We start from the raw sequence: 15,183 nt of genomic DNA, 5'->3' as shown, positions 1-15,183 counted from the left end.
TTATACTTTTAAAAATAATATTTGTTTTGTTAGTATATATATTATATCAAAAAATGACTTATTAGTCGGATATCTTTAGATTTAACCTTATTTCCAGTCATTCTTTTTTTGTTCTTCAATATAAGCAGCTAGATTAACTTTAGGTTCCCAACCTAAGGCTCTTGTTTTATCACTAATGACACTTGCTACCATTCTGTTTCCTTTTCTCTCAGGTAACATTTCTATTTCTCCACCAAACATTTTTGCAACTTCTAAAATAGTAAAAGCATGAGGGTTTCCAATACCATACTCATCCCCATAACCTTTTTCTCCAATTAAGATTAAAGCATTTACAGTATCATCAATGTGAGTAAAGTTTCTTTTTTGAGTTCCTGGACTTACTATTGTAAGAACTTCATTATTTTTCATTTTCTCTTTAAATAAAGCAATTAAAGTGGCATATTTACCTGTTTGTATTTCCCTTGGACCATAAACATTATAAAAATATGTGATAACATAATCTATTCCAAACCAAGCCCCATAATTTTTTACAAGTTGAGTATTTGAAGATTTACTCCAAGCATAGGGACTAGCATTTGCGTTTGCACCTTCATCACCATATTTTGTACTGCTTCCAGCATATAAAAGTTTGCACTTATGCTTTCTTACAAACTCTAAAACTGCTATTGTCCCTGATTTATTGTATTCTAAAACCTTTTTTATATCATCAAAGCTTTGTTCTACTCTTGAGTATTCTCCTAAGTGATAAACCATATTAGGTACAAAATCAATCAAAGTATCAATATCACTAGTTAAACCTTCTATATAAGTAACATTTTCAACATGATTATCTTTTGTTCCTGTAAAATAATTATCTAAGGAATATACTATATTATTAGGATCTTTTGCTAATCTTTCACAAAGATGACTTCCTACAAACCCTGCACCACCTGTAACTAGTATTTTCTTTTTTTTCATAAATAACCTTTAAATGTCACTTTGAAAAATGTCTCTGGTATAGACTTTTTCTTTAATATCTAAGATTTCTTCTTCTAATCTATTTGCAACAAGAACATCACTTAAAGATTTAAATTCATTAATATCTTTTATAACTTTTAATCCCTCAAAGGTATTTTCAGTTAATACTGGTTCATAAATTATAACTTCTACTTCTTTTCTAAGTTTTTCTATTACACCTTGAACTGCTGAACTTCTAAAGTTATCACTTCCTGCTTTCATAATAAGTCTATAAATACCAACTATTTTAGGTTTCTTTTCTAAAATTCTACTTGTAATAAACTCTTTTCTTGTTTCATTTGAATCAACTATTGCATCTATTAAATTATTTGGAACTTCTAAGAAATTTGCTTTTAGCTGTTTTGTATCTTTTGGGAAACAGTATCCTCCATATCCAAAAGAAGGATTGTTATAATGTGTTCCTATTCTTGGGTCAAGACCTACACCATCAATAATATCTTTTGTACTTAAATCATATTTTTCACAATAAGAATCTAGTTCATTGAAGTATGCAACTCTCATTGCCAAGTATGTATTTGAAAAAAGCTTTATAGCTTCTGCTTCAGTTGAATCTGTAAATAAAACTGAAACATTTTTCTTAATGGCACCCCTTTCTAAAAGAGCTGCAAAAACCATAGCTCTATCTGATTTTTCACCTACAATAATTCTACTTGGATATAAATTATCATGTAAGGCTTGTCCTTCTCTTAAAAATTCTGGACTAAATATTATATTTTGTGTATTGAATTTTTTTCTAACACTATTTACATATCCTACAGGAATTGTTGATTTTATTACCATTGTTGTATTTGGATTGATTTTTAAGACATCTTCAATTACATATTCTATTGATTTTGTATCAAAATAGTTTGTTTCTTCGTCATAATCAGTTGGTGTTGAGATAATTACAAAATCTGCATTTTCATAGGCTTCATTTTTATCTAAGGTTGCTCTAAAATTTATATTATCTTTTAATAAAAATTCACTAATATCTTTATCTTCTATTGGCGAGATTTTATTATTAAGCATTTCAACTTTTTCAGGGATTATATCTAAGGCTACTACTTCATTGTTTTGTGCTAAAAGCAGACCATTAGAAAGTCCTACATAGCCTGTTCCTGCAATTGCAATTTTCATATTACTCTCTTTTGTTTTTTTCTATAAAGAGGCTAAGTGTATCAAAAACACACTTTTAAATAATTTATGTTAAAATTTGGAAATTTAAAATAACAAAGATACTTAAATGAAAAAAAATATACTAGAGTTTTGCCTTTCCCCTGATCTTGGAGGTTTAGAACTATTTATGACAAATTGTTATAAGGAGTTTAGTAAGAAAACAACTTGTAAGGTAATTATTGAAAAGAATAAGAAGCTTGATAATTATTTTGAAGAAAAAGATGATATTCACTACTTAAAAAGAAATAAGCTATTTCCCCTCTTACCTGCACTTAAACTTGCAAAATTTATAGATGAGTATAAAATTGATATTATTCATTTTCATTGGACAAAAGATATAAATACAGTTGTTTTAGGAAAACTACTTAGTAAAAGAAAACCAAAGGTCATTCAAACAAGAAATATGACTATGACTAGATTTAAAGATGATTTCTATCATAAGTGGCTTTATAAAAATATAAATGCAATGCATGCTGTTACATATCAAGTAAAAGAACAAATAGAGAAATTTATTCCTAAAGAGATATGCCCTAAAATACATATGGTTTATATGGGAACTCAAACAAATATAAATGATAAAAAAGAGATTGAAAAGCTACAAGAAAAATATGATTTAAATAAAAAAACATTTGTAGTTGGTATTGTAGGAAGAATAGAAGAAGAAAAGGGTCAATTTTTAGTTATTGAAGCTATTAGTAAATTAAAAGAGTTAGATATAAAAGCAATGATTGTAGGACATACAATGGATGAGGAGTATTTAAACTCTTTAAAAGAAAAGATTAAAAAACTAGATATTGAAGATAAGATTATATTTACAGGCTTTACAAAAAAAGTAAATGAACATATGCAGCTTTTTGATGTAAATATTTTAGCTACGCCAAGGGAAACTTTTGGATTAGTTGTTATTGAGGCTATGGCAAATGAAGTTTGTATGATAGCAACAAATAATGGTGGTCCTTTAGAGATAATCGAAGATGGAGTTGATGGCTTATTATTTAATAGAACAAGCGAGGACTTGGCAAAAAAAATAAACTTTTTGTATGAAAATGAAGAACAAAAGAAAACTCTTGCAAAAAAAGGTTTAGAAAAAGCAAAAAGATTATTTGATCAAAAGACTCAATTAAATGAATTATATAAAGTATTAGAGGAGATAAAGTGATTAGTTTTATCCTTTAAACTTTAATTTTCTGAATATACCTTATACTATCTTTTTTTGAAAAGCCTTTAAAAAAAGAAAAAAGTATTTTTAAGCCATTTTTCTTTTTAAAAATACGAAAAAAGAGTTTGAAGAAAAGTGTAGCTTTTAATATAAATTTACCAATTAAGTTATAGTGTTTATCTAAAAGATGGTAATAAGAAATATAAAACTCTTGTTCCATCTCAAAACTTTGAATTGAACTTCCTCCTGCTTTATGAAAAATTTCTGCTTTAGGTATAAAATAAACTTTTTTACCAAAATCCCAAACTCTTTTAGATATATCTTCTTCTTCACAATAAAGGAAGAATATCGTATCAAAGCCACCTATTTCACAAAAAGTTTTTGCATCAAAAAACATACAAGAACCACTTACTACTTCTACTTGAGAATTATTTTCTAAGTTAATTTTATTACTTGGATATTTATTTTTTGAAAAAAATCTTTCTACACTATTACCAAAAATTTGTTTTAAAATATGAGGAAATTGTTTGTATGAAGAAGAATATTTTCCATTAGCATCTAAAACTTTTCCTGTTACTAAAGAAACTTCTTCATTTTTTTCTAAAAAATCTTTTAAAATTTTTGCAGAATTATTTAATAATACACAATCATTATTTATGAAGAAATAATATTCCCCTTCTGCATAATTTACACCTAGCATATTTCCACTTGCAAAACCACTATTTATAGAATTTTTTATTAATTTGATATTTTTTTTATTGAAAATATAGTTTTCTAATTTTTCTAAATCTTTTTTTTCTGAATTATTATCTACAACAACTATTTCATAAACTATATCTATTGTATTTTTATAAATACTCTCTAAGAGTTTTATTGTATAAGTAGAAGAGTTATAATTTATAGTAATAAAAGAAACTTTTTTACTAATCATTATTATAAATACCTCTTTTTATAATTCCATTATCACAAAAAAATTTATTTGCATCAAAATTTTTTTTCAATATTGCATTATTTATAATACCTTGTGAACTATCAAATCTTTTTTTATGATATAAATGAACTAAATTTGCATTAAATCTGCATGATTTAAGTTCTATTCCTAAACCTCTAAATCGCCAGCCTAAATCTACATCTTCTCCAACAGATGGTAAAGTATAAGTTTCATCAAAACCATTAATTGTAAGAATATCTTCTTTAAAACAAGACCAGTTACATCCAATAATATAATTAACCTTTTTATCTATAAAAAAAGATAAAGAAGAGTTATATGAAATATGAAATATATCTTCTAAATGTCTTGTTTTATCTTTTATCAACTTTGGTAAATAAAACCAGTACTTATTTGTAAGTTTTGAGACAGAAAGTTTCCTTTCTTTAATACTCTTAGTTACTTTCTCACCTAATTCAACTCTTTTTCCTGCTAATACAATCTTTTTTGAAGCTTGTTTAATATGATTTTCTACAAAATCATCAAAAGGTACGCAATCACCATCTATAAAAATTAAATATTCATACTTTGAAGACATAATTGCTTTATTTAAAGCAATATTTTTTCTCCAACCTATATCTTCTTGAAAAGAGTGTGTTATTTCAAAAATTTTAAACTTTTTTTTTGCTTCTTGAATATAGGTAAGCATTTCTTCACTATTTCCATCTTCTGAAATTAAAACTTCATTTGGTAAGAAAGTTTGATTAGATAAAGATTCTAAAATTAATTCTAAACTATCAACATCTTTATATACTGAGATTATTATTGTACATTTCATTTATTATATTTTCCTAAATACCATTCAATAGTTTTAACTATTCCTGTATCAAAGTTTTCATCTGCTTTCCATCCAAGTTCATTTTCTAATTTACTCGCATCTATTGCATATCTTCTATCATGTCCTGCTCTATCTTCTACGAAGGTTATTAATTCTTTATATGATGTCTTATCATTTTTAGGAACTTCTTTATCAAGTATTTCACAAATAGTATTTACTATTTGTAAATTTGTTCTTTCATTTCTTCCACCTATATTATATGTTTCACCTTTTTTTCCAGTATGATAAACTAGGTCTATACCTTTACAATGGTCTAACACATATAACCAATCTCTTATATTCTTTCCATCACCATATATTGGTATACTTTGATTAGACAATGCTTTTCTAATAATTGTTGGAATTAATTTTTCATCATGCTGTTTTGGTCCATAATTATTTGAACAATTTGTAATTATTGTATTAATTCCATATGTTTCATTATATGCTCTTATTATCATATCACTTGATGCTTTTGATGCAGAATAAGGTGAGTTTGGTGCATATGGTGTAGTTTCAGTAAAAAGTTCTTTTGGGTCTTCTGAAAGAGTTCCATATACTTCATCTGTTGAAATATGATGGAATCTACAATCTTGATAATTTGATTTATAACTAAATGGTTTATTCATCCAATATTTATATGCTACATCAATTAAAGTATATGTTCCATTTACATTTGTTTGAACAAATATACCTGGATTTTTGATGGAATTATCCACGTGAGATTCTGCTGCAAAGTGAATTACACCTTTTATATCATATTCATTAAATATCAATTCTATTAATTCTCTATTGCAGATATCTCCTTTTATAAATTTATATCTAGGATTTTTTTCACACTCTTTTAAATTTTCTAAATTTCCTGCATAGGTAAGTAAATCTAAATTTACTATATTTATATTTTCATATTTTTCTAAAAAATAAGGAACAAAATTAGAACCGATAAATCCTGCACATCCTGTAACTAATATTGTTTTATTCTCATTATTAAACATCTATTTTCCTATATATTATTTTCTTTCACCTAATCTTTTTAAGCAATCATGTAAACCATCTTTCCAGTATGGTATTTCTATATTAAATTTTGTTTTTATTTTATTTTTATTTAGAATTGAATAATGTGGTCTTTTTGCTGGTGTTGGGTAATCTTTTGTTTCTATTGGATTAACTTTACAATTTAATTTTGCCATTTTCATTATTTCTTTTGCAAAATCATACCAAGATAGTACACCTTCATTTGAATAATTATATATTTCAACTTTTTCATTATTAATTTGAGGAATTATATCTAATATAGTTTTAGCTAAATCTTTTGCATAAGTTGGTGTTCCTACTTGATCGAATATTACACCTAAAGATTCTTTTTCTTTTCCAAGTCTTAACATAGTTTTTACAAAATTATTTCCATAAAAAGAGTAAACCCAAGAGGTTCTAATTATTATTGAGTTTTTAGGGTTTATATTTATTAATTCTTTTTCACCATCAAGTTTTGTTTTACCATATATTCCTTGAGGATTTGTTTGAAACTCTTCACAATAGGGTTTAAAAGCTTTTCCATCAAACACGTAATCAGTTGAAATATGTATAAGTTTTATATTTAATTCTTTTGCAACAATTGAAAGTTTTTTTACAGCTTTTCTATTTACTAAGTCTGCATTTTCTATATCTGATTGAGCTTTATCAACTGCTGTATATGCTGCGCAGTTTATTATTGTATTAATATTATTTGTTTTACAAAAGCTTTTGATATCTTCTTTATCTGTAATATCTAAACTTATTCTATCTGTAAAGAAAAAATTATATGAATAATCTGATGAAAGTTCTTTTATTTCACTTCCTAGTTGTCCATTTGAACCTGTTATTAAAATATTAAGCATAATAATTTATTCCATATTCAAATAAATCTTTTGTTTCATTTAGTTTTGGTTGTTTTGTATCTTTGAGGGAAAGTTTTAGTTCTTCTTTTTTCAATATCCAATCTATATTTAAACTTTCATCATCAAAGGCTATTCCTCTATCATTTTGGGGACTATAATAATTATCTACTTTATAAGCAAAAATAGTATTATCTTCTAATACAACAAATCCATGGGCAAATCCTCTTGGAACTAACAATTGTTTTTTATTTTCAGAACTTAATTCAACTGCTACATATTCACCAAAAGTAGGTGAGTTTTTTCTAATATCTACTGCAACATCTAATACTCGTCCAGAAATAACTCTTACTAATTTTGTTTGAGCAGCAGGGTGTAATTGATAATGTAAGCCCCTTAAAACTCCTTTAGAACTTTTTGATTCATTATCTTGACAAAAATTTATCTTATATCCTATAAATTCTTCTAATTTATCTTGTCGAAAAGTTTCTACAAAGTATCCTCTATTATCTCCATGAATAGTTGGTTCACAAATTACTACATCAGATATTTTTGTTTTTATGAAAGTCATTAGTTTATAACCTTTCTTGGTTGATTTGCTATATTAATTAAATATTGTCCATATTGATTCTTTTTTAGAGGTTGGGCTAATTCTAACAATTTTTCTTTTGAAATATATCCCATTTCATAAGCTATCTCTTCTAAACAAGCAACTTTTAAAGATTGTCTATTTTCAATAGTTTGAATAAAACTAGAAGCTTCAAGTAAACTTTCATGAGTTCCTGTATCTAACCAAGCGTATCCTCTTCCCATTAATTCTACTTTTAATTGATCTTTTTTTAGGTACTCTTCATTAACTGTTGTTATTTCAAGTTCTCCTCTTGCTGAAGGTTTTACTTCTTTTGCTATATTTATCACACTATTTGGGTAAAAATATAATCCTACAACTGCATAATTTGATTTTGGATTATTTGGTTTCTCTTCTATTGAAATTGCATTATTATTTTCATCGAATTCTACAACTCCATATCTCTCTGGATCTTTTACATAGTATCCGAATACTGTTGCTTTGTTATCTTCTTCTACATTCTTTACAGATTGCTTTAAAAGTTGGGTTAAGCCATGTCCATAAAAAATATTATCTCCTAAAACTAAACATACATCATCATTTCTTATAAAGTCCTCACCTATTATAAATGCTTGGGCTAATCCATCTGGACTTTTTTGTTCTTTGTATTCTAGTTTTATTCCTAAATCTGTTCCATCTCCTAGGAGTTCTTCAAACCTTGGTAAATCATGTGGTGTTGATATTATTAAAATCTCTTTTATCCCTGCTAACATCAAAACTGATAAGGGATAATATATCATTGGTTTATCATATATAGGTGTTAATTGTTTTGAAACCCCTTTTGTAATAGGATAAAGTCTTGTACCACTTCCTCCTGCTAATATTATCCCTTTCATCTAATTTATTCCTTTTTCTTTTTTAATATCATTATAATTTATATCTAACTCATAATAAGTAATAAAGCTTATAAATAAAATCCAAATAGCTATAGTAAATTGTTTGTACCATAATGGGTCAGTAAAGCAACTTGCTAAATAAATCACAACAAATAAAAGTAAAATAGCTTTATGTTCTTTATTTTTAATTTTTAAAATTGTTCTTAATAATAAATAAAAAATATATAAAACCAAAAGCAATCCAAGTAAACCTAATTGAATTATTATCATTAAAAATTGATTATGAGCGTGACTTGTTGACATAAATTCTTTTGCATTTACAAAATTTCCAAACTCTTTTTTATCTAGAGTTTCATTAATTGCTAAAGAGTAATCCCCCGCTCCTACTCCTATTAAAGGGTTATTTTTAAAAATATCATAACTTACTATCCAATATGCTATTCTAATTCCTATTGAGGTGTTAAAGTTACCTGAATTTAAATGACTGAAATCTTTTTGTATCATTTTCATTCTATGATTAAAAGAATTACTAAGGTTAAATGCAAGTAAATAGATACTAAGTAATGAAAGTAAAATAAAAATAAAAGTTCTTATTTTAAATCTAAAATTATAAAAGAACATTACTATTATTGCAAAAATCAAAGCTATTTGACCAGTTCGTCCTGTGGATAAAAATAAGTTTCCTGTTGTACTTAAAAAGAATAAAAATATTGCAAGTTTTTCTTTGAAAGTATAGTCTTTTTGAAGAAGTCTATTAAATAAAATAATTGAAGTAACTGCTAAAAAGATACTGTAATCAATATGCATCATAAATGGACTTGGAGTTTGTTTTGTAGCAATACCAAACTCCCACAAGTCTAATATTACTCCATAAGCAATAAACTCACTTATAAACATTCCAAATAAAAAGGCTGTGATAATTTTATTTATATATTCTTTTTTTAAATTTAAAGCTATTATAAAAATTAATATCCAATACAAATAGAGTCGAACAAACTTTAAAGCTAATGAAAAGTCACTGGAATATAGAAGGCTAAAAAGAATTAAAAAATATAAAAGAGAAAAGGAAACTAAAAGTTTTGAAGTTTTTATTTTTTGAAACTTGTTTTTAAAGTCTCCTTCATAAATCCATAAACTTACAAAAAGTAAAACACATAAGCTTATTGAGGCTCTTGATAAAGGCATAGAAAAAGCAAAAAAAAGCATTAGATAAAAATAAAGGTTTTCTATTTTTATATTAAATATAGTATATTTTTTTTCTAAAACTAAATTCAAAAAATATTTTCCTCTTTTAATTTTTCAAGAACAAGCTCTTCACTAAGTTCTGTCATACAAATATTCTCTTTACAGTCATACATTGTTTGTGTTTTATAACAAGGACTACATGGTAAATTTTTATTTATAATAATTACTTTATTATTTGGTGTTTTATATGGTCCTGTTTGCTCAGCTGGAGTTGGTCCTACTAAACAAAAGACTGGAGTATTTACAGCTGAAGCCACATGGGAAGTTCCTGTATCAGTTGAAACTAAAGCTTTTGAGTTTTCTATTACACTTATCATTTCAGGAATAGATATCTTTCCAACTAAATCAATTATATTTTCATTATATGGTTTTAAAGGTTCAAAAAAGTGTTCTTCACCTTTTGCACCTATTAAAACAAGTTTTTCATTTTTTGGAAGCTTTTCAAGTAAAGCTTTCCATCTTTTATGTGGCCAAGCTCTATAGTTTATTCCTTTTTTCTTATTATGGGAATTACTAGGACTAATTACAAGATAGTTTTTTGTTTGAAGTGAAAACTTTTTTGCTAGTTCAAAGAAATTTCCTGCAATTAATTTAGGAAAAGATTTTTCTAAATTTGAAGGGGAGATAATACTTTGATAAAACTCTTTACAAATTTCAACCATATGAGTTTTTGTAACTTTTATATCTTCATTAAACCAACCGATTTTCTTTTTTGCTTTGGTTTTTTCAATTAAAGACTTAAATTGTTTACCCATTTCAAAATTTATTAAAATATCATAAGCTTGTTTTTTTGAAGAAGAAATTATTTCTTTTTTTTGTGAACTTAAAATTACTGGTATTTTTTTATGTTTTAAAGGAAATATTTTATTTACTCTATTATCATATTTAAAAAGTGTTGCATTAATAGGAGTAGTTACAAAATCAATAATTGTATCTTCTCCAAACTCTAATTTTAGGGCATCTATTACAGAAGTTGCATAAACTAAATCACCTAAAGCACCACATCTTATAATTAATACTTTTTTACTCATAAATATTTATAATTCCTCTAACTCTTTTAATAATCTACAAAAATCTTTTAAATCTCTAGGCATAATATTTTTTATAAAATCTTTATTGTATAAAAAAATCAAAAATCTTAAACTCTTACTTAAATCTTTTAATTTATTTATAAAGTGACTATTATTAGTTTCTTCTACATATAAATAAACAATCTCTTTATATGAGAAATCATAGTTTTTAATTTTTGACATAGATAAAAGAAGTAATAACAAATCTCTAAACTGTAGCGTTATTATATCAACACTTTTATCAAAACTATCTTCTAAATCAATTGCAAAAACTTTGTTTTGAGAATATGTAAAGTTCCTACTTTGTGCTCCACCATGATATTCATTAAGGTTATGAATATTCCCTAAAGCTAAGATATATTTTTTTAAATATAAATCAAACTGTTTTTGTGAAGCATCTGAATATTTTAAATATCCATAAATATCTCTACCACAATCACTTAATACAAAAAACTCTTCATTTGAAGCTATTACTTTAGGTACATCTACACCTAAGGTATCAAATTTTTTTAGTTTTGTAGTTTCAAATAAGATTGATTCAACGGCTGTTTTAGTTTCTACAGGAATTAAAACTTCAAAAGGAAGAAGTCTATAAAAAATTTTATGAAAAATATTTGAAGAGGTTTTTCTTCCTTTTTTTATCCAATATTTTTTATTTTGATATTCTAAACTAAAAATTTCTTTTTGTGAATTTTTAAACTCTTGTTTAACTAAGGTCTCAAAATCCTTATCTTCAAAGGGAATAAAGTTGCCCATGCTTATGTTTAAACCTTTTATGTTGCCAAAACCATATTTCAGGTTTAAGTCTTATTTGATTTTCTATCATACTATTTTGTAATTGAGTTAATTCTTTTATTTTGTTATCTGTTTTAAATTCATACTCACTTACATCTATTAGTTTTTCTATTTTTATTGTGTAATCCCTAAAATCATTCATAACACAAAATAAAGGAACTAAAACAGCATCAAACTTTAAAGCTAATCTTGCTGTAGAATCTGTAGCCATAACTTTTTGGTCAAAAAAATCTATTTCTTCACCAACTGCTATATGTTGATCAATTACAACTGCTACATGTTGATTTTGTTTTAAGGCTTTTAACATTCCTTTTGCAGCATTTTTTTTATCGACCATTATAATATTGTTTCTATTTCTTGCTTTTGTATACATATCATTTATTAAAGGGTTATTCATTTTTCTATTTACAACAGCAATTGTTCCAAACTTTAAAGCACAATAAGGAAGAGCTAATTCCCAACCTCCATAATGTGCAGTAAAAAATATGATTTTTTTACCTTTTTTTATTGCATCATGTACATAGTTTTCATTTATTATATTTGCTTTTGAAAAAATCTTCTCTTTTGAAGCAACTTGGTTTTCAACAAACTCATACATATTAAACAACAAAGATTTATATGATTGATAAAGAATTTTATCTTTTTGTTCTTTTGTCATTTCATCTTTAAAAGCAAGTTCTAAATTTGTATGAACAATTTTTTGATATTTTTTACTACTTTTACTTGCTATTTTTGCCAATAACTTCAAAAAAGGTTTTAAAATAAAGTTTGGTGTATATAAAAATAGATATTTAAAAAAGACATACAAATAATATATAAAATACTCTTTTATACTAATTTTCAAATAATAATTCCTTTGCTTTGTTAACTATAAGATTTTCATCTATTTCACTTATTGAAAAATCCTCTTTTTTTAATTTCTCAGGATTAACTTTCGAATTAGACTCAACTATTTTATTTATTTTTGTTTCATAAGTATTTCTATAACCTGGAGTACATCCAAAAATAGTAATTGAAGGAATATTTAAAGCCCAAGCCATATGAGTTGGTCCAGTATCATTTCCTATTACTAAATCTACTTTTGAAACTAATGATTTTAAATCATTCAACGAAAGCTTAGGTAAGGCAATAGCTTTTGAGTTTTCACAAATATACTGTGCTATTTTTTGCTCTTTTTCACTACCCCAAGCAATTAAAATGTTTTCTTCTAAAATATTAGATATTTTAGCAAATTTCTCTTTAGGATACATTTTTGAAGGCCAACTTGCTCCAACAATAAATAAAATATTTTTTTTATTTAGTGAAAGTAGTTCTTTAAAATCATAGGTGTTTTCAAAATATAAAAAAGCTTCTTTATTTAGAATATCTTCTTTTTTATATTCAATTTGTAAAGGCTTTAAAAGTACATCTAAATTTCTTTCAATAACATTTTTTGAATAAGCTGATTTAACTTTTATTTTGTATAAAAAAGAAGCTAATCCTTCTCTTGTAGAGTTTCTATCAAAACCTGCTCTTGTTTTACCTAAAAACTTTGAAACTAATGCTGATTTTATTAAACCTTGAGCATCAATTATTAAATCATAATTAACACTAGAATAAGACTTTATAAGTTTTATTTGAGATATAAGTTTACTTTTATCTTTTTTTATAGCTTTTAAATCTAAGGAATATATATTATTAATATGAGGATTTAATTGTAAAACTTGTGCAAACTCTTTTTGAACGAACCAATCAATTTGAATATTAGGATTTTGTTTTTTTATAAACTGTAAAGCAAGCATTGCATGGATGATATCCCCCATAGCTGATAACTTAACTATAGCAAGCTTCATATCTCTACTTTTACTTTAATACCCTTTGGTGTTTGAAGTTTAGGTATTTCACTTTGAACTAAATATATTGGTTTTTCTAAATTTATTTTTAGCTTATTATCTTTTAAAATAAAATCTACTTTAGGTTTTGACATATCTTGATTAATAGTTAAGTTTAAACTAATCATAAATGATAACCACTGCATAGTCTCAATATTAGGCAATAAAGAAGAGTATTGTTCTAAATCTTTTTTCTTAGGTAGTCTTTTTTTAGAAAATTTAATCATATGTGCGACAGTAACTCTTGATGAATGCAAAAAATCATAACTTAAGCCACTTATTATAAAATCAAAAGTACTGTCATTTGATTTATAGAAGTTTAAACTACTTCCTAAAGAGTGTAGTTTTGAAGCAATAACTAAAAGAGCTCTATATTTCTTATCAAGATTATGAACATCTTGTAAAGCATCAAATATTTGTTTTGCATTATTTCCTAAATAAGCACTTTGCTTAGGACAAATTTCAAATCTATCAAGTAAACTTCTCACACTTACATTAAAATTATGAGGAAACTTACAATTGCTATTTCTAAGAATATCACTTAAATAAACCCCTTCTCTAACCCCTACTCCTGAAGTTATTACAGTTTTAGTATTTAACTGCTCTAAAATAGTTTTAAAAATAAAAGTACCTTCTTTTATAGTGTCATATCTATCTTTTTTTATTCCTATTTCTTTTAAAGAATGATTATCTTTAGCTTCTAAAATCATATCAAAGATATAAGAGTTCAGATTTACTTCATAAGTGAAGCCATGTAAAATATCTAAAGGATAATTGTTTTTTGCCATTATAACTTTACTTAAAGCTCTAATTGTTCCTCCAATACCTACAATTGTTTGAGGAATACTATCCTCTTTTAAATCAGTTAGTTCTTTTAATTTTTCAAGAACAAAATCTTTTGCACCTTCTAAATTCTCTTTTCTAAAAAATAATTCATTTAATCTTACAGTTCCTATATCTAAAGATACACATTTTGTAATTTCACCATTTTTCACAAAAGCAAATTCAGTAGAACCTCCACCAATATCTACAGTAAGAAATTCATTTTCATGGATTAGATTTAAAGCTGCTATACCACCATAGTAAGCCTCTTTAGGTCCATCAATAACTCTAATATTTAGACCTAGTTCATTTCGTACTTTATTTATAAAAGTATTTGCATTTGGTGCATCTCTTAATGCAGAAGTTGCTACACAGATAGTTTTTCTTGATTTTAAAGCTCTTGAAATATTTAAAAAAGATTGTAAAGAATTAAAAGCCCTTCGCATAGCTGCTTCTTGAAGGTTACCATTATTTTCATAACAACCCTCAGAAATTTTCACACGACTTTTTGTTTCATTTAATAGATTAAAAGCAAATCTACTACTTTTTTCTAAAACAACCATACGCATTGAGTTGGACCCAATGTCTATAATAGTTGTTACTTTAGCCATTATTAAGCTTCTTCTTCTTGAATTTGCTCATATTTAAACTGTAATTCTTCCATAGTTTCCTGATTATCAGGATCTACTATTATACAATCAACTGGACATACTTCAACACATGCTGGTTCTTCAAAATGACCTACACATTCTGTACATCTATCTGGATCAATAATATATATTGGATCCCCTTCCTCAATAGCATAATTTGGACACTCTTCTCTACAGGCATCACATGCAATACAGTCATCAGTAATTATTAAAGACATTTACGTTTCCCCAAGTTAAATATAGTGTTGGAGTTATA

Annotated in this window: 16 protein-coding genes; 1 reads left to right on the top strand and 15 read right to left on the bottom strand. The window is 25.8% G+C overall.

All coding sequences use genetic code 11. The features are described from left to right. Positions 1-87: 87 nt before the first annotated feature. Positions 88-957 carry an NAD-dependent epimerase/dehydratase family protein gene (locus tag CP965_RS10895; RefSeq protein WP_129062134.1) on the bottom strand — a complete coding sequence of 290 codons (870 nt, stop codon included), beginning with the start codon at positions 955-957 and terminating at the stop codon, positions 88-90. Between the two features lie 9 nt (positions 958-966). Continuing rightward, complete coding sequence (locus CP965_RS10890) at positions 967-2,133, bottom strand: nucleotide sugar dehydrogenase (protein WP_129062133.1); 1,167 nt, start codon at positions 2,131-2,133, stop codon at positions 967-969. A 106-nt stretch (positions 2,134-2,239) separates the two neighbouring features. Between CP965_RS10890 and CP965_RS10885 the strand changes: the two genes are divergently transcribed. Beyond that, a complete protein-coding gene (locus tag CP965_RS10885) occupies positions 2,240-3,331 on the top strand; it encodes a glycosyltransferase family 4 protein (protein ID WP_129062132.1) in 1,092 nt (363 codons plus the stop codon). A 13-nt stretch (positions 3,332-3,344) separates the two neighbouring features. Here CP965_RS10885 and CP965_RS10880 read toward each other — a convergent pair whose 3' ends face one another. Genes CP965_RS10880 through CP965_RS10820 form a run of 13 tightly spaced genes read right to left on the bottom strand, consistent with a single transcriptional unit; the run spans position 3,345 to position 15,145 of the window. Continuing rightward, complete coding sequence (locus CP965_RS10880) at positions 3,345-4,262, bottom strand: glycosyltransferase family 2 protein (protein WP_129062131.1); 918 nt, start codon at positions 4,260-4,262, stop codon at positions 3,345-3,347. After that, complete coding sequence (locus tag CP965_RS10875) at positions 4,255-5,097, bottom strand: glycosyltransferase (protein WP_129062130.1); 843 nt, start codon at positions 5,095-5,097, stop codon at positions 4,255-4,257. Before CP965_RS10875 ends, CP965_RS10880 begins: the two co-directional genes overlap by 8 nt. After that, positions 5,094-6,131, bottom strand: coding sequence for a dTDP-glucose 4,6-dehydratase (gene rfbB / locus CP965_RS10870; protein ID WP_129062129.1), 1,038 nt, complete (start codon positions 6,129-6,131; stop codon positions 5,094-5,096). The genes CP965_RS10875 and rfbB overlap by 4 nt, the downstream gene beginning before the upstream one ends. A gap of 15 nt (positions 6,132-6,146) precedes the next feature. Continuing rightward, positions 6,147-7,013, bottom strand: a complete 867-nt coding sequence (gene rfbD / locus CP965_RS10865) for a dTDP-4-dehydrorhamnose reductase (RefSeq protein WP_129062128.1) — start codon at positions 7,011-7,013, stop codon at positions 6,147-6,149. Beyond that, positions 7,006-7,581, bottom strand: a complete 576-nt coding sequence (rfbC, locus tag CP965_RS10860) for a dTDP-4-dehydrorhamnose 3,5-epimerase (protein WP_129062127.1) — start codon at positions 7,579-7,581, stop codon at positions 7,006-7,008. The genes rfbD and rfbC overlap by 8 nt, the downstream gene beginning before the upstream one ends. Then, on the bottom strand, positions 7,581-8,474 hold the full coding sequence (rfbA, locus tag CP965_RS10855) for a glucose-1-phosphate thymidylyltransferase RfbA (RefSeq protein ID WP_129062126.1): 894 nt from the start codon (positions 8,472-8,474) through the stop codon (positions 7,581-7,583). The genes rfbC and rfbA overlap by 1 nt, the downstream gene beginning before the upstream one ends. Next, entirely contained in the window at positions 8,475-9,749 is a 1,275-nt protein-coding gene (locus CP965_RS10850) for an O-antigen ligase family protein (protein WP_129062125.1), read from the bottom strand. Then, positions 9,746-10,750, bottom strand: coding sequence for a glycosyltransferase family 9 protein (locus tag CP965_RS10845; protein ID WP_129062124.1), 1,005 nt, complete (start codon positions 10,748-10,750; stop codon positions 9,746-9,748). Before CP965_RS10845 ends, CP965_RS10850 begins: the two co-directional genes overlap by 4 nt. 6 nt (positions 10,751-10,756) lie before the next feature. After that, a complete protein-coding gene (locus tag CP965_RS10840; RefSeq protein ID WP_129062123.1) occupies positions 10,757-11,545 on the bottom strand; it encodes a BUD32 family EKC/KEOPS complex subunit in 789 nt (262 codons plus the stop codon). After that, the gene (locus CP965_RS10835; RefSeq protein ID WP_129062122.1) at positions 11,523-12,428 is read right to left on the bottom strand and encodes an LpxL/LpxP family acyltransferase; all 906 of its coding nucleotides are present in this window, start codon (positions 12,426-12,428) and stop codon (positions 11,523-11,525) included. Before CP965_RS10835 ends, CP965_RS10840 begins: the two co-directional genes overlap by 23 nt. After that, the gene (waaC, locus tag CP965_RS10830; protein ID WP_129062121.1) at positions 12,418-13,416 is read right to left on the bottom strand and encodes a lipopolysaccharide heptosyltransferase I; all 999 of its coding nucleotides are present in this window, start codon (positions 13,414-13,416) and stop codon (positions 12,418-12,420) included. The genes CP965_RS10835 and waaC overlap by 11 nt, the downstream gene beginning before the upstream one ends. Beyond that, the gene (locus CP965_RS10825) at positions 13,413-14,888 is read right to left on the bottom strand and encodes a Ppx/GppA phosphatase family protein (protein WP_129062120.1); all 1,476 of its coding nucleotides are present in this window, start codon (positions 14,886-14,888) and stop codon (positions 13,413-13,415) included. Before CP965_RS10825 ends, waaC begins: the two co-directional genes overlap by 4 nt. 2 nt (positions 14,889-14,890) lie before the next feature. Further along, a complete protein-coding gene (locus CP965_RS10820) occupies positions 14,891-15,145 on the bottom strand; it encodes a YfhL family 4Fe-4S dicluster ferredoxin (protein ID WP_129062119.1) in 255 nt (84 codons plus the stop codon). Positions 15,146-15,183 lie beyond the last annotated feature (38 nt).

It is taken from the genome of Halarcobacter mediterraneus (assembly GCF_004116625.1).
GTDB classification, from domain to species: domain Bacteria; phylum Campylobacterota; class Campylobacteria; order Campylobacterales; family Arcobacteraceae; genus Halarcobacter; species Halarcobacter mediterraneus.
This window is presented reverse-complemented; position numbering and strand designations above follow the sequence as displayed.